This window comes from Pseudomonas sp. efr-133-TYG-5 (genome assembly GCF_030209175.1).
In the GTDB taxonomy this organism is placed as follows: domain Bacteria; phylum Pseudomonadota; class Gammaproteobacteria; order Pseudomonadales; family Pseudomonadaceae; genus Aquipseudomonas.
This window is the reverse complement of the sequence record NZ_JARVSM010000001.1, coordinates 2,504,257-2,523,000: the sequence shown is the minus strand read 5'-3', so window position 1 is coordinate 2,523,000 and position 18,744 is coordinate 2,504,257. Positions and strand designations below refer to the sequence as shown.

The window sequence follows — 18,744 nt, the reverse complement described above, 5'->3', positions numbered from 1 at the left end:
AAGCTGGCGCAACGGCGTGCTTATAGCCGCACGCGGACATTGCGCCATGTGGTCGTTTGCCGCACTTTCGCCTCTCAGGCGCGCGGCTTGGTTATACTCCGTGCGATCCGCCTGGAGCGCTCATCAGGAGAGCTCATGCTCGCCCCCGTACAACTGACTTCCGCCACTCGCCAGAACCTCTGGCGGCTGACGTTCATTCGCACCTTGGTACTGGCCGCCCAGGCCGGTTCCGTGGGCCTGGCCTACTGGCTGAATCTGTTGCCGTTGCCCTGGGTGCAACTGGTGATGACCCTCGGCTGTTCGATTCTGCTCTGTGTGTTCACCGCCGTGCGCCTGCGCACATCGTGGCCGGTGACCGAGCTGGAATACGCGCTGCAACTGGCCTGCGATCTGGTTATCCACAGTGCCTTGCTGTATTTCTCCGGCGGTTCGACCAACCCGTTCGTGTCCTATTACCTGGTGCCGTTGACCATTGCCGCGGTGACGTTGCCATGGCGTTATTCAGTGGTGCTCTCGGGCATTGCACTGGCTTTGTACACCCTGATGCTGACGCACTTCTATCCGCTGGAAACCCTGCCGGTGGCGCGCGAAAACCTGCAGATCTACGGCATGTGGCTGAGCTTTGCCCTCGCCGCGGCGGTGATTACGTTCTTCGCCGCGCGGATGGCCGAAGAGTTGCGTCGTCAGGAAGAGTTGCGCGCGATCCGCCGCGAGGAAGGCCTGCGCGATCAGCAATTGCTTGCGGTCGCCACCCAGGCGGCCGGTGCGGCGCACGAACTCGGCACGCCGCTGGCGACCATGAGTGTGTTGCTCAAGGAGATGCAGCAGGATCATCCCGACCCGTCGCTGCAGGATGATCTGAAGGTGCTGCAGGATCAGGTCAAGTTGTGCAAGGAAACCCTGCAGCAACTGGTGCGCGCCGCCGAAGCCAACCGGCGCCTGGCGGTGGAAATGCAGGACGTCACCGTCTGGCTCGACGAAGCCCTCAACCGCTGGCACCTGATGCGCCCCGAGGCCAGTTACCGCTTCCAGCGGCTCGGCCAGGGCCCGGTGCCACGCATGGCACCGCCGCCGGACCTGACCCAGGCGCTGTTGAATCTGCTCAACAACGCTGCCGACGCCTGCCCAGAGAATCTCCAGGTGACCCTGGACTGGACCGCCGAAGACCTGACCATCAGCATTCGCGACCACGGCGCCGGTGTGCCGCTGGCGATTGCCGAACAGATCGGCAAACCGTTTTTTACCACCAAGGGCAAAGGTTTCGGCCTGGGCCTGTTTTTGAGCAAGGCCAGCGTGACACGCGCCGGCGGCTCAGTGAAACTCTATAGTCATGAGGAAGGCGGCACGCTCACCGAGCTGCGCCTGCCCCACGGCGCCCGAGGAGACCAACATGAGTGACGAAATCCAAGTCGAAGGCGAAGAACTGCCGCATTTGCTGCTGGTCGACGACGACGCGACCTTCACCCGGGTAATGGCCCGCGCCATGGCCCGCCGCGGCTTTCGTGTCAGCACCGCCGGTTCCGCCGAAGAGGGCCTGGCGCTGGCCCAGGCCGACCTGCCGGACTATGCCGCGCTCGACCTGAAAATGGACGGCGACTCCGGCCTGGTGCTGTTGCCGAAACTGCTGGAGCTGGATCCGGAAATGCGCGTAGTGATCCTCACCGGTTACTCGAGCATCGCCACCGCGGTCGAAGCGATCAAGCGTGGCGCCTGCAACTACCTGTGCAAACCGGCCGACGCCGACGATGTACTGGCCGCGTTGCTCTCCGAACACGCCGACCTCGACAGCCTGGTGCCGGAAAACCCGATGTCGGTGGATCGCCTGCAATGGGAGCACATCCAGCGCGTGCTCACCGAGCACGAAGGCAACATTTCCGCCACCGCCCGCGCCCTGGGCATGCATCGCCGTACCCTGCAGCGCAAATTGCAGAAGCGCCCGGTGCGTCGCTGAACCTGCGCTGAACGGCCATCGCCAGCCCTCGCGATAAAGCGCACCGATCATCTATGATCGGTGCGTGTCTGTTTTTTTCTTTATCGAGCCTTATCCATGAATCAGAACGCTGAATATTCCGCGGTCAACGATGCTGTGCGCGGGCAGTTTTTTCGCAAAGTGTGGGCGATCATCACGCCTTATTGGCGCAGTGAAGAGAAGGTCAAGGCCTGGACGCTGCTGATTGCCGTGATCGCGCTCTCGTTGCTCAGCGTGGGCATCTCCGTGTGGTTCAACACCTGGTACAAGGATTTCTACAACGCGCTGCAGAAGAAAGATGAAGCGGCGTTCTGGCAACTGATCCTGTATTTCTGCGCGATTGCCGCGGTGGCGATCGTCGGTGCGGTGTATCGGCTCTACCTGACCCAGATGCTGACGATCCGCTGGCGGGCCTGGCTCACCGAAAAGCACTTTTCCCGTTGGCTCGCCGACAAGAATTACTACCAGCTGGAGCAGGGCGGCTACACCGATAACCCGGACCAGCGGATTTCCGAAGACCTCAACAACTTCACCTCCAACACCCTCGAACTGGGGATCGGCCTGCTGCGCAATATCGTCAGCCTGGTGTCGTTCTCGATCATTCTGTGGGGCGTGTCGGGCAGCATCGAAGTCTACGGCATCACCATTCCCGGCTACATGTTCTGGTGTGTGCTGGTTTACGCGGTGGTGGGCAGTTGGCTGACGCATTTGATCGGTCGTCGTCTGATCGGCCTCAACAACCAACAACAACGCTTCGAAGCCGACCTGCGTTTTTCCATGGTGCGGATTCGCGAGAACGCCGAGAGCATCGCCTTGTACAACGGCGAGCCGAACGAAAATCGCCGCCTGAGCGCGCGCTTCGGCAATGTCTGGCATAACTTCTGGGACATCATGAAAGTGTCCAAGCGCCTGACATTCTTCACCGCCGGTTACAGCCAGGCCGCCATTATCTTCCCGTTCATCGTCGCCTCGCCGCGTTATCTGGCCGGCAAGATCGAGCTGGGTGAGCTGATGCAGATCAGCTCGGCATTCGGCAATGTCCAGGAAAGCTTCAGCTGGTTCATCAGTGCCTACCAGAGCCTCGCTTCCTGGCGCGCCACCTGTGATCGTCTGCTGAGTTTCCGTCAGGCCATGGCCGACAATGAACAGCGCAAACCGGCCATCGATGTGCAGAATCAGGGCAGCGAGTTGCACGTGCACGACCTGGGTCTGGATCTGGCCGATGGCCGTCATCTGCTGACCAGCGCCGACATGACCGTCGAGGCCGGTGAGCGGGTGATGCTCAGCGGCCGCTCCGGCAGCGGCAAGTCGACGTTGCTGCGGGCGATGGGGCACCTGTGGCCGGCGGGCCACGGCAACATCCGCTTGCCGGCGGCACGCTATCTGTTCCTGCCGCAGAAGCCCTACCTGCCGATTGGCACCTTGCGCGAAGCCTTGAGTTATCCACAGCCGGCTGACGTCTACGCGCCGGAACGTTATGCGCAAGTGCTGGAAACCTGTCGCCTGCCGCATCTGGTGGCGCGGCTGGACGAGGCCAACCACTGGCAGCGCATGCTCTCGCCGGGTGAGCAGCAGCGATTGGCCTTCGCCCGGGCGCTGCTGTACGCGCCGCAATGGCTGTACATGGACGAGGCCACCTCGGCGATGGACGAAGAAGACGAAGCGACGCTGTACCAGGCGCTGATCGATCAGTTGCCCGGCCTGAGCATCGTCAGCGTCGGCCATCGCAGCAGCCTCAAGCGCTTCCATCCGCGCCATGTACGGATCGACAACGGGCACCTGGTCGAGCAGACCGTGACGGCCTGACCCGCGCAAACCGCCTGCTGGCACTGCCGTTGCTCTGCGCCGTTTGCAGACCACGGCAGCACCCGCAGGAGTCTGCCGGCCAGTGATCGTACAACCCGCTTGCGCTATGATGCCCATCAAGCCGAATTTTCGAGACAAGATGCAGACCATGGAAAACCCGATCGACACTCCGCGCCTCCCTCGCAAGCGCCGCAGCCTGGCCCAGGAACTGGTGACGGTGCTGACCGAGCAGATCCGCGACGGCTTGCTCAAGCGTGGCGACAAGTTGCCCACCGAGTCGGCGATCATGGACGCCCAGGGCGTCAGCCGCACGGTGGTGCGCGAGGCGATCTCCCGTCTGCAAGCCGCCGGCCAGGTGGAAACCCGTCACGGCATCGGCACGTTTGTCCTCGACACGCCAAGCCCGAGCGGTTTTCGGATCGATCCGGCGACCGTGGTCACCCTGCGTGACGTACTGGCGATCCTCGAGTTCCGCATCAGCCTGGAGGTCGAATCCGCCGGCCTCGCCGCGCAACGGCGCAGCGCCGAGCAACTGGCGGCGATGCGCGCCGCCCTCGATGCGCTGAACGAAAGCGTTGCCCATGCCAGCGATGCGGTGGCCTCGGACTTCCAGTTTCACCTGCACATCGCCCTGGCCACCGGCAACCGCTATTTCACCGACATCATGACCCACCTGGGCACCAGCATCATTCCGCGTACCCGACTGAATTCCGCGCGCCTGGCCCATGATGACCAACAGCACTACATGAATCGCCTCAGCCGCGAGCACGAAGAAATCTACGATGCAATCGCCCGTCAGGACGCCGATGCCGCTCGCGCGGCCATGCGCCTGCACCTGACCAACAGCCGCGAACGCCTGCGCCAGGCCCACGAAGAGGCTCAGGCGCAGGGCTGAAGATCAGGCCTCGACCGTCAGCAGCAGGGGTTCGGAACAGGGCTCCAGGCTGGATTCATCGGCGAACTTGTAGCGCAGCTCCACGCTGCGGTTCAGGTACTTTTCCAGCGCTTCCCTGGGGATGCTCAGCTCAATGGCGGTCAGACTGACCATGTCGTCGAGCAGGTCATTCCATACCCCGGTCGGCTCCGCCAGGCCGCGCCACTCCGGCTCGTCGGGGTCGCTGCCGAGGATCGGGTAGACGTCCCAGTTCGCCGGGGTGTCAGGGGCGTCGGGCACCTTGAGAATCAGATCGTCGCCGAGGCTGGCAAGGCTGACGGTGGCGCTTGCCGGCGGGTGATCGGGGCCGTGCGCGAGGGTAGGTGGGGCAAAGGTCATGTGTCGCTCTCCGTGCGAGTTGAGCCGTGATCCGTTCACGGCGGTTGTGCACAGTAAAAGCGTTTGCGGCGCTCTGCCGGAAATGTTCATTTCCAGAGTTTTCGAGCCCCCGAGGTCGCTGCCGTCATTGACGACAGCGCCTACAGGGGTGTGTCAGTTGTCCTGCAATATCGAGCGATCCACTCTTACTGCCAGTTGGCTATGAGCGGGTTTGGCATCGAACGTCGCGTAGCCCTGTTCATCGACGGTCGCCCGAGCGATCGCCACGCCGTTGGCCAGCAGTTGCAGCGGCGCGCCCTGCAGTGATTGGCCCGAGGCCAGTTGCAATTTCAATGTGATGGTCATGGTGGCTGTCCTCAGTTGACGTTGCCGGTCGGGTGGTAGTCCTTGAGCAGCAGATAAGTGCTCCAGCCCCACCAGTCGTCGACGGTGGCGCTGTCATTGAGGTTGTTGACGTCCTTGCGGCGCAACACCTTGCCGCCCTCGACGCGGAACAGCGGCGAGAAGTTGCTGCCCGAGTCCAGCACGGCAGTCAGATCCGGCAACCGCTGCAGGGCGGCAAACGTCGTTGGCGCGGGTACGTTGCCGCTGAGGTAGGCGGCGAACACTTCGTCCGCCGAGGCCTGCACCGCTTGATTGACCAGACGGCGATTGTCGGCATCGCTGCTTTCGAAATAGCGCTTGTCACCGTACGCACGCCATTGCTCGCCCTGCACATTGCGCACCTTGAGGCCGAAGCGGCTGTCCTCGTCGTGCATGAAACGGGTGAGCAGCGAGCCCAGGTCACTCGGGGTTACGACCGCCGCCATGGCCTTGCGCGGCACCCGCAGGTGGCCGGAGGAAAACAGGTCGGTGAGGTAGTGATCGGCGAACGCGTTCATCGCGTAGGCGCGCTCCAGTTGTTGCTGATCCTCTGTGGCGCCGGCGGCGGCCGCGGTTTGCAGCGCAGCGGTGTGCCCGGCGATGTACGCCAGCCTGGCCCACTCGGCAAAATGGTCGGCGTTGTTTGCCGCCAGTTTCAGGTAGCGCCCGAGCGGGAACAGCGCCGAAACGAAACTGCCGCCTCCGGTGAGGGTGTTCCACTCCTCGGACAACGTATCTCCCAGTGCGTCATAGGCTTCATGCGCTGGTCTGCCGTCCTTGATCGCCTGCCGGACGGCGTCGATCTCCTTTTGCATGACCGCAAGGATCTGCGGCGCTTCGGCCTTCGCCGCCGGCAATACCGCAAGGGAATCGAACGCGGCCTGGAACCGTTGCAGGCGCTCGGCCGGTGTCGCGCCTTCATTGATCGGCCGATCCACCACGCCGTAGAAGTCGCCCCCCAGCGCCAGCACCTGGCCGTAGGTCAGGGCCAGGCCGTTGGGCAGGTGCAACGCTGCGTTCTGGGCGAGGACTGGCGCGGCGTTGGCGACGAAACGCAGCAGTGTGGCGTCGCCGATCGCCGTGTGTTCGGCCCCTTCGAAGCGCAGTTGCGGCTTGCCTTTGAGGGCGGTGCCGGGGAGAGCAGCGAGCGGTGCGACATCGCTGTGCGAGTCGGCGATGTGCAGCAACAACTGCGGGTTGGCGCTGCTGAAGGCAATACCGTTGCGGGTGAACAGGTCATCAAAACGGGCGACGTGCGGCTTGGGTTTTTCCTGGGGTTTTGCAGGCAGTCCGGACATTTCTTTCTCCTTGATATGTCGTCGGTCGATTTTTATTTAACTGTATGCATATACAGTTAAAGCGAGCCTAGACCAGAAATTTCCTACGTCAAGAAAGAATCTTGTCCGACAAAAAGTGCCAGCCAACGATGAAATGCAGTTGACGGTTGTCTTTTAAGTTGTACGATGACCTACAACTTCAGCGAGCGCTGAACGGTCTACTCACAATATTGCTACCCAGGGTGTTCGAATAATGAATCCACAAGAACTGAAGTCCATCCTTTCCGCCGGCCTGCTGTCCTTCCCGGTCACCGATTTCAATGCCCAGGGCGATTTCCACCGCGCCGGCTACATCAAGCGCCTGGAGTGGCTGGCCCCGTACGGTGCTTCGGCGCTGTTCGCCGCCGGTGGCACCGGTGAGTTCTTCTCCCTCGCTGCCAGCGAATATTCGGAAATCATCAAGACCGCCGTCGACACCTGCGCCAGCAGCGTGCCGATCCTCGCCGGTGTCGGTGGTTCGACCCGCCAGGCCATCGAATACGCGCAGGAAGCCGAACGCCTGGGTGCCAAAGGCCTGTTGCTGCTGCCGCACTACCTGACCGAAGCCAGCCAGGACGGCGTTGCCGCCCACGTCGAGGCCGTGTGCAAATCGGTGAATATCGGTGTGGTGGTCTACAACCGCAACGTCTGCCGCCTCAACGCGCCGCTGCTGGAACGCCTGGCCGAGCGCTGCCCGAACCTGATCGGCTACAAGGATGGTCTGGGCGATATCGAGCTGATGGTGTCGATCCGTCGTCGCCTCGGCGATCGCTTCAGCTACCTCGGCGGCCTGCCGACCGCTGAAGTCTATGCGGCGGCCTACAAGGCCCTGGGCGTGCCGGTGTACTCCTCGGCGGTGTTCAACTTCATCCCGAAAACCGCGATGGACTTCTACCACGCGATTGCCCGTGAAGATCACGCCACCGTCGGCAAGATCATCGACGATTTCTTCCTGCCGTACCTCGACATCCGCAATCGCAAGGCCGGTTACGCCGTGAGCATCGTCAAGGCAGGCGCCAAGATCGCCGGCTATGACGCCGGCCCGGTACGGGCACCGCTGACCGACCTGACCGCTGAAGAATACGAAATGCTCGCCGCGCTGATCGACAAGCAAGGCGCGCAATAACCCGTTCCTGCCGAGGCCGCTGAGCGATCAGCGGCTTTTTGCGTGAAGTCTTCCAGTTTTCGAGGGCAGTCCTGTGGCCAATGCACAGCGTTACGACAACTACATCAATGGCGAATGGGTCGCCGGCGCCGATTACTCGGCCAACATCAACCCGTCCGAACTCAGCGACACCATCGGCGACTACGCCAAGGCTGACCTGGCGCAGGTCAACGCCGCCATCGACGCCGCGCGCGCCGCGTTCCCGGCCTGGTCGACGTCGGGCATCCAGGCCCGTCACGACGCACTGGATAAAGTCGGTACGGAAATCCTCGCCCGTCGCGAGGAACTCGGCACGCTGCTGGCCCGGGAAGAGGGCAAGACCCTGCCGGAAGCCATCGGTGAGGTGACGCGCGCCGGCAACATCTTCAAGTTCTTCGCCGGTGAATGCCTGCGTCTGTCCGGCGATTACGTGCCGTCGGTGCGCCCCGGCGTCAACGTTGAAGTCACCCGCGAAGCCCTGGGCGTCGTCGGCCTGATCACTCCATGGAATTTCCCGATTGCCATTCCGTCGTGGAAAATCGCCCCGGCCCTGGCCTACGGCAACTGCGTGGTACTGAAACCGGCGGATCTGGTCCCGGGCTGCGCCTGGGCCCTGGCCGAAATCATTTCCCGCGCAGGCTTCCCGGCCGGCGTGTTCAACCTGGTGATGGGCAGCGGTCGGGTGGTGGGCGAAGCACTGGTCAACAGCCCGAAAGTCGACGGTATCAGTTTCACCGGTTCGGTCGGCGTCGGCCGGCAGATCGCGGTCAGTTGCGTGTCGCGCCAGGCCAAGGTGCAGCTGGAAATGGGCGGCAAGAACCCGCAGATCATTCTCGACGACGCCGACCTCAAGCAAGCGGTCGAGCTGTCGGTACAGAGCGCGTTCTACTCCACCGGGCAGCGTTGCACCGCGTCCAGCCGCCTGATCGTCACCGCCGGCATTCACGACAAATTCGTCGCGGCGATGGCCGAGCGCATGCAGTCGATCAAGGTCGGTCACGCGCTGAAGGCCGGCACCGATATCGGCCCGGTGGTGTCCCAGGCGCAGCTCGAACAGGATATGAAATACATCGACATCGGCCAGTCCGAAGGTGCCCGCCTGGTCAGCGGCGGGGGGCTGGTGACCTGCGACACCGAGGGCTACTTCCTCGCGCCGACGCTGTTTGCCGACAGCGAAGCGTCGATGCGCATCAGCCGCGAAGAGATCTTCGGCCCGGTGGCGAACATCGTCCGCGTCGCCGATTACGACGCTGCGCTGGCCATGGCCAATGACACCGAATTCGGTCTGTCAGCGGGGATCGCCACCACGTCGCTGAAGTACGCCAACCACTTCAAGCGGCATTCCCAGGCCGGGATGGTCATGGTCAACCTGCCGACCGCCGGCGTCGATTATCACGTTCCGTTCGGTGGCCGTAAGGGTTCATCCTATGGCTCACGTGAGCAAGGCCGCTATGCGCAAGAGTTCTACACCGTGGTGAAAACCGCCTACATCGGTTCCTGATACACGCAATACCTGTGGGAGCTGGCTTGCCAGCGATGCGGACGACGCGATAGGTCGTCGTACCGCGGTGATGCCATCGCTGGCAAGCCAGCTCCCACGAAAGACAGACCAAAGAAGATTCACCCGCGCATAAAAATAATCAGTGGGAGTACATCTACATGCAATCGTCCAAGCCGACTCACGTCCGCTATTTGATCCTGCTCATGCTGTTTCTGGTGACCACGATCAACTACGCCGACCGCGCGACCATCGCCATCGCCGGTTCCAGCCTGCAAAAAGACCTCGGGATCGACGCCGTCACCCTCGGTTATATCTTCTCCGCCTTCGGTTGGGCCTACGTTGCCGGGCAGATTCCCGGTGGCTGGCTGCTCGATCGCTTCGGTTCGAAAAAAGTCTATGCCCTGAGCATCTTCACCTGGTCGCTGTTCACCGTGCTGCAAGGCTTCGTCGGTGAGTTCGGCATGTCCACGGCCATCGTTGCGTTGTTCATGCTGCGCTTCCTGGTGGGCCTGGCCGAAGCGCCGTCGTTCCCCGGCAACGCACGCATCGTCGCAGCCTGGTTCCCCACGGCTGAACGCGGCACTGCATCGGCGATTTTCAACTCGGCGCAATACTTCGCCACCGTGCTGTTCGCTCCGCTGATGGGCTGGATCGTGTTCACCTTCGGCTGGGAGCACGTGTTCATCGTCATGGGCATTCTCGGCATCGTCTTCTCGCTGGTCTGGCTCAAGGTTATCCACAGCCCGCGCCAGCATCCGATGGCCAACGAGGCGGAAGTGCAATTCATCGCCGACAACGGCGGCATGGTCGACATGGACCAGAAGCAAGGCAAGAAGGCCGACGGTCCGAAGTGGGACTACATTCGCCAGCTGCTGACCAACCGCATGATGCTCGGCGTGTACCTGGGTCAGTACTGCATCAACGGCATCACCTATTTCTTCCTGACCTGGTTCCCGGTGTACCTGGTGCAGGAGCGCGGCATGACCATTCTCAAGGCCGGTTTCATTGCCTCGCTACCGGCGATCTGCGGTTTCATCGGTGGTGTGCTCGGCGGGGTGATTTCCGATTACCTGCTGCGCAAGGGGCACTCGCTGACCTTCGCCCGCAAGGCCCCGATCATTGCCGGCCTGCTGGTATCCAGCAGCATCGTCGCCTGCAACTATGTGGACGTGGAATGGATGGTGGTCGGCTTCATGGCCCTGGCGTTCTTCGGCAAAGGCGTGGGCGCGCTGGGCTGGGCCGTGGTTTCCGACACCTCGCCGAAACAGATCGCCGGCCTGAGCGGGGGCCTGTTCAATACTTTCGGCAACATCGCTTCGATCACCACGCCGATCGTGATTGGCTACATCATCAGCTCCACCGGTTCGTTCAAGTGGGCGCTGGTGTTCGTCGGCGCCAACGCGCTGGTGGCGGTGTTCAGCTACCTGGTGATCGTCGGCCCGATCAAGCGTGTGGTGCTCAAAGAGCCGCCAACCCACGGTGGTTCTGAAATCACCGGCAAATTGTCTCAAGCGCATTCCTGAGGAGCGGCGTCATGCAGTTGATTGAACATTCCGACTCGCCGCGCTACATCCGCCTGCACGAGCGGGACAATGTAGTGATTGTGGTCAACGACCAGGGCGTGCCGGCGGGCACCGCGTTCGCCGACGGCCTGGTCACCGTGGATTTCGTGCCGCAGAGCCACAAGGTCACCCTCGAGGACATTCCCGAGGGCGGCGAGGTGATCCGCTACGGCCAGACCATCGGCTACGCGTTGCAGCCGATTCCCCGCGGCAGTTGGGTCAAGGAAGATCAACTGCGCATGCCGACCGCGCCGCCGCTGGACAGCCTGCCGCTGGCCACCGCCGTGCCGGCCGCGCAAGCGCCGCTGGAGGGGTTCACCTTCGAGGGTTACCGCAACGCCGACGGCACTGTCGGCACGCGCAACATCCTCGGCATCACCACGACCGTGCAATGCGTCACCGGGGTGCTGGATCACGCGGTAAAGCGGATCAAGGAGGAGCTGTTGCCGAAGTACCCGAACGTCGATGACGTGGTGGCGTTGACCCACAGCTACGGCTGCGGCGTGGCGATCACCGCCACCGATGCCTACATTCCGATCCGCACCGTGCGCAATCTGGCGCGCAACCCGAACCTGGGTGGCGAGGCACTGGTGATCAGCCTCGGCTGCGAAAAACTGCAGGCCGGGCAGGTGATGCACGAGGACGATGCCTCGGTGGATCTCAGCGAGCCGTGGCTGTATCGCTTGCAGGACTCCAGTCACGGTTTCACCGAGATGATCGAGCAGATCATGGAGCTGGCGGAAATCCGCTTGAAGAAACTCGATCAGCGCCGTCGCGAAACCGTGCCGGCGTCGGAGCTGATCCTCGGCATGCAGTGCGGCGGCAGCGATGCGTTTTCCGGTATCACCGCAAACCCGGCGCTGGGGTATGCCTCAGATCTGCTGCTGCGCGCGGGGGCGACGGTGATGTTTTCCGAAGTCACCGAAGTGCGTGACGCGATTTACCTGCTGACCTCCCGGGCCCAGAGCAAAACCGTCGCCGAGGAACTGGTGCGCGAGATGGACTGGTACGACCGCTACCTGGCCAAGGGCGAGGCGGATCGCAGCGCCAACACCACGCCGGGCAACAAGAAGGGCGGGTTGTCGAACATTGTCGAGAAATCCCTGGGCTCGATCGTCAAGTCCGGCAGCAGCGCAATCAACGGCGTGCTCGGCCCGGGTGAACGTTTCAAGCAGAAAGGCCTGATCTTCTGTGCGACGCCGGCCAGCGACTTTGTCTGCGGCACCTTGCAACTGGCGGCGGGGATGAACCTGCACGTGTTCACCACCGGCCGCGGCACACCGTACGGCCTGGCGATGGCGCCGGTGGTCAAGGTCTCGACCCGTACCGAACTGGCGCAGCGCTGGCCGGATTTGATTGATATCGACGCAGGACGGATTGCCACTGGCCGCGCGACCATCGAGGAGCTGGGTTGGGAGCTATTCCACTATTACCTGGATGTCGCCAGCGGCAAACAGCAGACCTGGGCGGAGAAGCACAAGCTGCATAACGACATTACCCTGTTCAATCCGGCGCCGATTACCTAAGACTGTGGCGAGGGAGCCTGCTCCCGCTGGACTGCGTAGCAGTCCCATCTTTCGGGGCCGCTTCGCGACCCAGCGGGAGCAAGCTCCCTCGCCACAAATGATCGTTACCACACATCTTCGCGAGCAGGCTCGCTCCCACAGGAGTCTGCTTTGTTGCACACATTGTGTGCACACCAGAGATCCCTGTGGGAGCGAGCCTGCTCGCGAAGGCGATGGGACAGGCGCCGAAGGATCAGGTGGCTTATCATTAGTCCCCTGACGACGCTCATCTCCAAGGCTCCCCGGCATGCTGGCAATCTTCCTCGAAACCCTGAACATCACCGCGCCGGTGTTTGCCATGCTGTTTCTCGGGGTGCTGCTCAAGCGCATCGACTGGATCAACGACAACTTCATCCACACGGCCTCGTCGCTGGTGTTCAACGTCACCATGCCGGCGCTGCTGTTTCTCGGCATCCTGCACGCCGACCTGCACGCTGCGCTGCAACCGGCGCTGCTGATCTACTTTGCCGTCGCCACCCTGGTCAGTTTTGCCGTGGCCTGGGGCTGGGCGATTGTTCGTTGCCCGCGCGAAGATCGCGGCATCTACACCCAGGGCGCGTTTCGCGGCAACAACGGCGTGATCGGCCTGGCGCTGGCCGCGAGCATGTATGGCGACTACGGGATCTCCCTCGGGGCGATTCTCGCGGCGCTGGTGATCCTGTTCTACAACACCCTGTCGACCATCGTCCTGGCGGTGTACAGCCCGGTGATCAAGTCCGATCCATGGAGCATCTGCAAAAGCGTGTTCAGCAATCCGCTGATCATCAGCGTGATCGCGGCGGCGCCGTTTGCCTGGTTCAAGATCGGTTTGCCGGGGTGGCTGGAAACGTCCGGCCAGTACCTGGCACAGACCACGCTGCCGCTGGCACTGATCTGCATCGGCGGCACGCTGTCGCTGGCGGCCCTGCGCAAGAGCGGCAGCATGGCGCTCAGTTCCAGTCTGGTGAAGATGATCGGTCTGCCGGTGCTGGCAACCTTCGGGGCGTGGTTGTGCGGGTTTCGCGGCGCGGAACTGGGGATTCTGTTCCTGTACTTCGGCAGCCCGACCGCCGCCGCCAGTTTTGTCATGGCGCGCGCGGCGCAGGGCAACCATGAACTGGCGGCAGCGATCATCGTACTGACGACGCTGATGGCGGCGGTGACCACCAACGTCGGGATCTTTCTGTTGCAGTGGGGCGGGTGGATCTGACTGAGCGATTTTCAGTGGCTGAACAGGCCTCTTCGCGAGCAGGCTCGCTCCCACATTGCAGCGCATTTCAAATGTGGGAGCGAGCTTGCTCGCGAAGGCGTCAGTTCAGTCACTCAGGCTTTTGGTAGCTGTCGATCACTTCCTGTGCCGCGCGAAACGCATCGATGGCCGCCGGCACGCCGGCGTACACCGCGCAGTGCAGCAGTGCTTCACGGATCTCCTCGACCGTGCAGCCGTTGTTCAGCGCGCCGCGCACGTGGCCCTTCAACTCTTGCGGGCATTTGAGCGCAGTCAGTGCGGCGAGGGTAATCAGGCTGCGGGTCTTCAGCGGCAAGCCTTCGCGGTTCCACACGCCGCCCCAGGCGTGCTCGTTGACGAAGTCCTGCAACGGCTGGGTGAATTCGCTGGCGTTGCCCAAGGCGCGATCAACGAATGCATCGCCCATTACCTGACGGCGGATCTCGACCCCGGTTTTCTTCGCATCGGTCACGGTACATCCCTCTTGTGGTGTTGGCGGCGCCAGGCGCGTACGGACGTGAACAACAGCAACGCCAGCAGCGTCGGCAGCACATAAAACAGCATCAGCCGTTCGAGCTTGCCGGCCAGCGGCATCCCCGTGGTAAACGACACCACGTGCAGGCCGTAGGCCAGGTACAGGCCGAGCAGCAACAGACCTTCGGCGCGGGTCACGCGGTAGCCGGAATAGAACACCGGCAGGCACAGGGCGGCGACGCCGAGCATCACCGGCAGATCGAAATCCAGCGCGTTCGGCGACACCGACAGCGGCGTCGGCGCGATCAGCGCGGTGACGCCCAGCACGCCGAGCAGGTTGAACAGGTTGGCGCCGATCACGTTGCCCACGGCGATGTCGCGTTGTCCGCGCACGGCGGCGATCAGCGAGGTGGCCAGTTCCGGCAGCGAGGTGCCGACCGCAACCACGGTCAGGCCGATCACCCGTTCGGAGAAGCCCAGGTCCGTCGCCACCACCACGGCGGCGCCCAGCAGCAGATGGCCGGCGAACACCAGCAGCGCCAGGCCGACGACGATCATCAGCAGATTGCTGGCCCACGGCGCCCGTGGGTCCTGCGCCTGTTCGGAATGCGGACGCGTCGAATGCCGTGACTGGCGCAGCAACAGGCCCAGATACAGACCCAGGGCGGCGAGCAGCAGGACGCCGTCGAAACGGCTGATTTCCTCGTTCCAGGCGAACACGAAGACCAGCAGGCTGGCGCCGATCATCAGCGGAATGTCGAGGCGCACCAGTTGCCGTGAAACCCGCAGCGGAATGATCAGCGCCGACAGGCCGAGGGTCACCAGGATGTTGAAAATGCTGCTGCCGATCACGCTGCCGACAGCGATGTCCGGCGTGTGCGCTTGCGCGGCTTGCAGGCTGACGGCCATTTGCGGCGCGCTGCTGCCGAAGGCGACCACGGTCAGGCCGATAATCAGCGGCCGTACATGCAGGCGCGCCGCCAGGCGCACGGCGCCGCGCACCATCAGTTCGGCGCCGAGGATCAGCAGGATCAGGCCGCTGAGCAATTCGATCAGGCTGATCAGGGGTAAATCGTTCAGGCCAAAAATGGTCGCGCTCCGTCAGTCGTCGAGGGCCTGCACGCGCACCCGTGCGGTCCCGCTGCGCAGCATGCCGAGCTGCTCGGCCGCCGCCCGCGAGACATCGATCAGGCGCCCACGGGTGTGCGGCCCGCGGTCGTTGATGCGAACCACGACGGATTCATCGTTTTTCAGGTTGGTGATCTTCACCCGGGTGCCGAAGGGCAACTGGCGGTGGGCGGCGGTCAGGGAATGCTGGTTGAACGCTTCGCCGCTGGCGGTGCGTTTACCATGGTGTTTGGCTCCGTAATAGGAGGCGACGCCGGTCTGGTCGTAACCGTGCGGGTCGATGACATCGGTGCTGGCGCAACCGGCCAGTAGCGAGAGCAGGGCGCAGGCGCCGAGCAGACGTTTCATTCGAAAGTTCCCAAATAACAATGTGGGAGCGAGCTTGCTCGCGAAGAGGCCGTCACATTCAGCATTAATGTTGAATGTCACGATGCCTTCGCGGGCAAGTCGGAGCGCCGAATCGCCACTCCCACAGGGAATGGAGCCAGGCTTTGGATCTGGCTCCATTGTGGTCAGCCTTCGAGCTTGCTTTTCAGCAGTTCGTTCACTTGCTGCGGGTTGGCCTTGCCCTTGGAGGCTTTCATGGCCTGGCCGACGAAGAAACCGAACATCTTGCCGCGCTTGGCTTCATCCGCGGCACGGTATTGCTCGACCTGCTCGGCGTTGGCCGCGAGCATTTCATCCAGTACCGCCGAGATCGCGCCGGTGTCGGTGACTTGCTTGAGGCCGCGCTTGTCGATGATCTCGTCCGCGCTGCCTTCGCCGTTGGCCATCGCTTCGAACACCACTTTGGCGATCTTGCCGGAGATGGTGTTGTCCTTGATGCGCAGCAGCATGCCGCCCAGTTGCTCGGCGGAAACCGGCGAATCCTCGATGTCCAGGTTCTGCTTGTTGAGCAGGCTGCCCAACTCGACCATCACCCAGTTCGCCGCCAGCTTGGCGTCGCCGCCAATGCTCGCGACTTTCTCGAAGTAATCCGCCTGCTCACGACTGGTGGCCAGCACGTTGGCGTCGTAGGCCGACAGACCGAACTGGCTCTGGAAACGCTCGCGCTTCTGCGGTGGCAGTTCCGGCAGGGTAGCGCGCACGTCATTGAGGAACGTGTCTTCGATGACCACAGGCAGCAGGTCCGGGTCGGGGAAGTAACGGTAGTCGTTGGCTTCCTCCTTGGAGCGCATCGGCCGGGTTTCATCCTTGTTCGGATCGTACAGACGAGTCTGCTGGACGACTTTGCCGCCGTCTTCGATCAGGTCGATCTGGCGCTGGATCTCGGAGTTGATCGCCTTCTCGATGAAGCGGAACGAGTTGACGTTCTTGATCTCGCAGCGCGTGCCGAACTCGGCCTGGCCTTTCGGCCGGATCGACACGTTGCAGTCGCAACGCAGCGAGCCCTCGGCCATGTTGCCGTCGCAGATGCCCAGGTAACGCACCAGCGCGTGGATCGCCTTGACGTAGGCCACGGCTTCCTTGGCGCTGCGCATGTCCGGCTCGGAAACGATTTCCAGCAGCGGCGTGCCGGCCCGGTTCAGGTCGATGCCGGTGGCACCGCTGAATTCTTCGTGCAGGCTCTTGCCGGCGTCTTCTTCCAGGTGCGCGCGGGTGATGCCGACGCGTTTGACCGTGCCGTCTTCCAGGGCGATGTCCAGGTGGCCCTTGCCGACGATCGGCAATTCCATCTGGCTGATCTGGTAACCCTTCGGCAGGTCCGGGTAGAAGTAGTTTTTCCGCGCGAACACGTTGTGCTGGCCGATCTCGGCGTCAATCGCCAGACCGAACATCACCGCCATGCGCACCGCTTCCTGGTTGAGCACCGGCAACACGCCGGGCATGCCCAGGTCGATCAGGCTGGCCTGGGTGTTCGGCTCGGAGCCGAACTGGGTGGAACTACCGGAAAAGATTTTCGACCGGGTAGTGAGCTGAGTGTGAATCTCCAGCCCGATCACGACTTCCCATTGCATGTGTGTCTCCTCAGAAGCCGGTTGGGGTGCGAGTGTGCCAGTCAGTGTTCAACTGATACTGGTGCGCAACATTGAGCAAACGGCCTTCCTGGAAGTACGGCGCGAGCAGCTGTACGCCAACCGGCAGACCGTCGACGAAACCGGCCGGCATCGACAGGCCCGGCAGGCCGGCGAGGTTGGCGGTGATGGTGTAGACGTCTTCCAGGTAGGCAGCGACCGGGTCGCTGTTCTTGGCGCCGAGTTTCCACGCCGGGTTCGGCGTGGTCGGGCCGAGGATGATGTCGACCTCATTGAAGGCCGCCATGAAGTCGTTCTTCACCAGGCGCCGGATCTTCTGCGCTTTGAGGTAGTAGGCGTCGTAGTAGCCGGCGGACAGCGCGTAGGCACCGACCATGATCCGGCGCTGCACTTCGGCGCCGAAGCCTTCGCCACGGGAGCGCTTGTACAGGTCTTCGAGGTTCTTCGGATCCGCACAGCGATGGCCGAAACGCACGCCGTCGAAGCGCGACAGGTTCGACGAGGCTTCCGCCGGGGCGATCACGTAGTACGCCGGAATCGCGTGCTGCATGTTTGGCAGGCTGATTTCCTTGATCACCGCGCCGAGCTTCTGCAGCTCCTGCACGCTGTTGTGGATCAGCTCGGCAATGCGCGGGTCGAGGCCGGCACCGAAGTATTCCTTCGGCACGCCGATGCGCAGGCCCTGCAGCGAGCCGTTGAGGCCGGCGGCGTAGTCCGGCACCGGCTCATCGATGCTGGTGGAGTCGTTCGGATCGAACCCGGCCATGCCTTGCAGCAAAATCGCGCAGTCTTCGGCAGTGCGGGCCAGCGGGCCACCCTGGTCGAGGCTGGAGGCGTAAGCGATCATGCCCCAGCGCGAAACGCGACCGTAGGTCGGTTTCAGGCCGGTGAGGTTGGTGAACGCCGCCGGCTGACGGATCGAGCCGCCGGTGTCGGTGGCCGTCGCGGCCGGCAACAGACGAGCGGCTACCGCGGCAGCCGAACCACCGGACGAACCGCCCGGCACGTGTTCCAGGTTCCACGGGTTTTTCACCGCGCCATACCAGCTCGACTCGTTGGCCGAACCCATGGCGAATTCGTCCATGTTGGTCTTGCCCAGGGTCACGGCGCCGGCGGCAGCCAGTTTCGCGACGACGGTGGCGTCGTACGGGGCCTTGAAATTGTCGAGCATCTTCGAGCCGCAGCTGGTGCGGATGCCCTGGGTGCAGAACAGGTCCTTGTGGGCGATCGGCGCGCCGAGCAGGGCGCCGCTTTCACCGTTGGCACGGCGCGCGTCGGCGGCTTTCGCCTGCTCGAGGGCCAGCTCTTCGGTAAGGCTGATGAAGCTGTTGAGCTGCGGATCGAGCTGGGTAATGCGCGTCAGCAGGACTTTGGTCAGCTCTTCGGAGGAAAACTTCTTGTCGGCGAGACCGCGGGCGATCTCGGCCAGAGTCATTTGATGCATTGCAGGCTCTTTCCCT

General features: G+C 63.0%; 16 protein-coding genes and 1 pseudogene. 9 read left to right on the top strand and 8 right to left on the bottom strand.

Annotation, left to right across the window (positions count from 1 at the left end; all coding sequences use genetic code 11):
* Positions 1-135 precede the first annotated feature (135 nt).
* The 4 genes from QRN70_RS11515 (at position 136) to QRN70_RS11500 (ending at position 4,670) form a co-directional block, all read left to right on the top strand.
* Positions 136-1,398, top strand: a complete 1,263-nt coding sequence (locus QRN70_RS11515) for an ATP-binding protein (protein WP_285417785.1) — start codon at positions 136-138, stop codon at positions 1,396-1,398.
* The gene (locus QRN70_RS11510) at positions 1,391-1,951 is read left to right on the top strand and encodes a response regulator transcription factor (RefSeq protein WP_285417783.1); all 561 of its coding nucleotides are present in this window, start codon (positions 1,391-1,393) and stop codon (positions 1,949-1,951) included. Before QRN70_RS11515 ends, QRN70_RS11510 begins: the two co-directional genes overlap by 8 nt.
* 96 nt (positions 1,952-2,047) lie before the next feature.
* Positions 2,048-3,775: an ABC transporter ATP-binding protein/permease gene (locus QRN70_RS11505; protein WP_285417782.1), complete on the top strand. Its 1,728-nt coding sequence runs from the start codon at positions 2,048-2,050 to the stop codon at positions 3,773-3,775.
* Between the two features lie 148 nt (positions 3,776-3,923).
* Entirely contained in the window at positions 3,924-4,670 is a 747-nt protein-coding gene (locus tag QRN70_RS11500; RefSeq protein WP_285417780.1) for a FadR/GntR family transcriptional regulator, read from the top strand.
* A 3-nt stretch (positions 4,671-4,673) separates the two neighbouring features.
* Here QRN70_RS11500 and QRN70_RS11495 read toward each other — a convergent pair whose 3' ends face one another.
* From QRN70_RS11495 to QRN70_RS11485, 3 genes are all read right to left on the bottom strand, one after another.
* Positions 4,674-5,048 (bottom strand): hypothetical protein, encoded by a 375-nt coding sequence (locus tag QRN70_RS11495; protein WP_285417778.1) that lies wholly within the window; start codon positions 5,046-5,048, stop codon positions 4,674-4,676.
* A gap of 153 nt (positions 5,049-5,201) precedes the next feature.
* Positions 5,202-5,393: a hypothetical protein gene (locus QRN70_RS11490; RefSeq protein WP_285417777.1), complete on the bottom strand. Its 192-nt coding sequence runs from the start codon at positions 5,391-5,393 to the stop codon at positions 5,202-5,204.
* 11 nt (positions 5,394-5,404) lie between these two features.
* Positions 5,405-6,709, bottom strand: a complete 1,305-nt coding sequence (locus tag QRN70_RS11485; protein ID WP_285417776.1) for a phospholipase — start codon at positions 6,707-6,709, stop codon at positions 5,405-5,407.
* Positions 6,710-6,941: 232 nt separating this feature from the next.
* Between QRN70_RS11485 and kdgD the strand changes: the two genes are divergently transcribed.
* The 5 genes and pseudogenes from kdgD (at position 6,942) to QRN70_RS11460 (ending at position 13,688) form a co-directional block, all read left to right on the top strand.
* The gene (gene kdgD, locus QRN70_RS11480; protein ID WP_285417775.1) at positions 6,942-7,853 is read left to right on the top strand and encodes a 5-dehydro-4-deoxyglucarate dehydratase; all 912 of its coding nucleotides are present in this window, start codon (positions 6,942-6,944) and stop codon (positions 7,851-7,853) included.
* 73 nt (positions 7,854-7,926) lie between these two features.
* Positions 7,927-9,372: an aldehyde dehydrogenase family protein gene (locus QRN70_RS11475; RefSeq protein WP_285417773.1), complete on the top strand. Its 1,446-nt coding sequence runs from the start codon at positions 7,927-7,929 to the stop codon at positions 9,370-9,372.
* 146 nt (positions 9,373-9,518) lie between these two features.
* Positions 9,519-10,895 (top strand): annotated as a pseudogene (locus QRN70_RS11470) (MFS transporter); the annotation flags it as partial.
* 11 nt (positions 10,896-10,906) lie between these two features.
* Positions 10,907-12,460: a galactarate dehydratase gene (gene garD, locus QRN70_RS11465; RefSeq protein ID WP_285417770.1), complete on the top strand. Its 1,554-nt coding sequence runs from the start codon at positions 10,907-10,909 to the stop codon at positions 12,458-12,460.
* A 286-nt stretch (positions 12,461-12,746) separates the two neighbouring features.
* Complete coding sequence (locus tag QRN70_RS11460; RefSeq protein ID WP_285417768.1) at positions 12,747-13,688, top strand: AEC family transporter; 942 nt, start codon at positions 12,747-12,749, stop codon at positions 13,686-13,688.
* Positions 13,689-13,797: 109 nt separating this feature from the next.
* Here QRN70_RS11460 and QRN70_RS11455 read toward each other — a convergent pair whose 3' ends face one another.
* From QRN70_RS11455 to gatA, 5 genes are all read right to left on the bottom strand, one after another.
* Complete coding sequence (locus QRN70_RS11455) at positions 13,798-14,133, bottom strand: carboxymuconolactone decarboxylase family protein (protein ID WP_502941573.1); 336 nt, start codon at positions 14,131-14,133, stop codon at positions 13,798-13,800.
* Positions 14,134-14,174: 41 nt separating this feature from the next.
* The gene (locus QRN70_RS11450) at positions 14,175-15,236 is read right to left on the bottom strand and encodes a calcium/sodium antiporter (protein ID WP_285418081.1); all 1,062 of its coding nucleotides are present in this window, start codon (positions 15,234-15,236) and stop codon (positions 14,175-14,177) included.
* Between the two features lie 45 nt (positions 15,237-15,281).
* The gene (locus tag QRN70_RS11445) at positions 15,282-15,656 is read right to left on the bottom strand and encodes a septal ring lytic transglycosylase RlpA family protein (RefSeq protein WP_285417766.1); all 375 of its coding nucleotides are present in this window, start codon (positions 15,654-15,656) and stop codon (positions 15,282-15,284) included.
* 164 nt (positions 15,657-15,820) lie between these two features.
* Positions 15,821-17,266: an Asp-tRNA(Asn)/Glu-tRNA(Gln) amidotransferase subunit GatB gene (gatB, locus tag QRN70_RS11440; RefSeq protein ID WP_285417764.1), complete on the bottom strand. Its 1,446-nt coding sequence runs from the start codon at positions 17,264-17,266 to the stop codon at positions 15,821-15,823.
* A 10-nt stretch (positions 17,267-17,276) separates the two neighbouring features.
* Positions 17,277-18,728, bottom strand: a complete 1,452-nt coding sequence (gatA, locus tag QRN70_RS11435) for an Asp-tRNA(Asn)/Glu-tRNA(Gln) amidotransferase subunit GatA (protein WP_285417762.1) — start codon at positions 18,726-18,728, stop codon at positions 17,277-17,279.
* Positions 18,729-18,744 lie beyond the last annotated feature (16 nt).

What these genes read in the sequence shown, in the direction of transcription:
- garD (WP_285417770.1), top strand. Translation starts at nt 10,907, where the DNA reads ATGCAGTTGATTGAACATTCCGACTCGCCGCGCTACATCCGCCTGCAC.
- QRN70_RS11485 (WP_285417776.1), bottom strand. Translation starts at nt 6,709, where the DNA reads ATGTCCGGACTGCCTGCAAAACCCCAGGAAAAACCCAAGCCGCACGTC.
- QRN70_RS11455 (WP_502941573.1), bottom strand. Translation starts at nt 14,133, where the DNA reads ATGGGCGATGCATTCGTTGATCGCGCCTTGGGCAACGCCAGCGAATTC.
- QRN70_RS11445 (WP_285417766.1), bottom strand. Translation starts at nt 15,656, where the DNA reads ATGAAACGTCTGCTCGGCGCCTGCGCCCTGCTCTCGCTACTGGCCGGT.
- QRN70_RS11515 (WP_285417785.1), top strand. Translation starts at nt 136, where the DNA reads ATGCTCGCCCCCGTACAACTGACTTCCGCCACTCGCCAGAACCTCTGG.
- gatB (WP_285417764.1), bottom strand. Translation starts at nt 17,266, where the DNA reads ATGCAATGGGAAGTCGTGATCGGGCTGGAGATTCACACTCAGCTCACT.
- QRN70_RS11490 (WP_285417777.1), bottom strand. Translation starts at nt 5,393, where the DNA reads ATGACCATCACATTGAAATTGCAACTGGCCTCGGGCCAATCACTGCAG.
- QRN70_RS11460 (WP_285417768.1), top strand. Translation starts at nt 12,747, where the DNA reads ATGCTGGCAATCTTCCTCGAAACCCTGAACATCACCGCGCCGGTGTTT.
- kdgD (WP_285417775.1), top strand. Translation starts at nt 6,942, where the DNA reads ATGAATCCACAAGAACTGAAGTCCATCCTTTCCGCCGGCCTGCTGTCC.
- QRN70_RS11500 (WP_285417780.1), top strand. Translation starts at nt 3,924, where the DNA reads ATGGAAAACCCGATCGACACTCCGCGCCTCCCTCGCAAGCGCCGCAGC.
- gatA (WP_285417762.1), bottom strand. Translation starts at nt 18,728, where the DNA reads ATGCATCAAATGACTCTGGCCGAGATCGCCCGCGGTCTCGCCGACAAG.
- QRN70_RS11510 (WP_285417783.1), top strand. Translation starts at nt 1,391, where the DNA reads ATGAGTGACGAAATCCAAGTCGAAGGCGAAGAACTGCCGCATTTGCTG.
- QRN70_RS11495 (WP_285417778.1), bottom strand. Translation starts at nt 5,048, where the DNA reads ATGACCTTTGCCCCACCTACCCTCGCGCACGGCCCCGATCACCCGCCG.
- QRN70_RS11505 (WP_285417782.1), top strand. Translation starts at nt 2,048, where the DNA reads ATGAATCAGAACGCTGAATATTCCGCGGTCAACGATGCTGTGCGCGGG.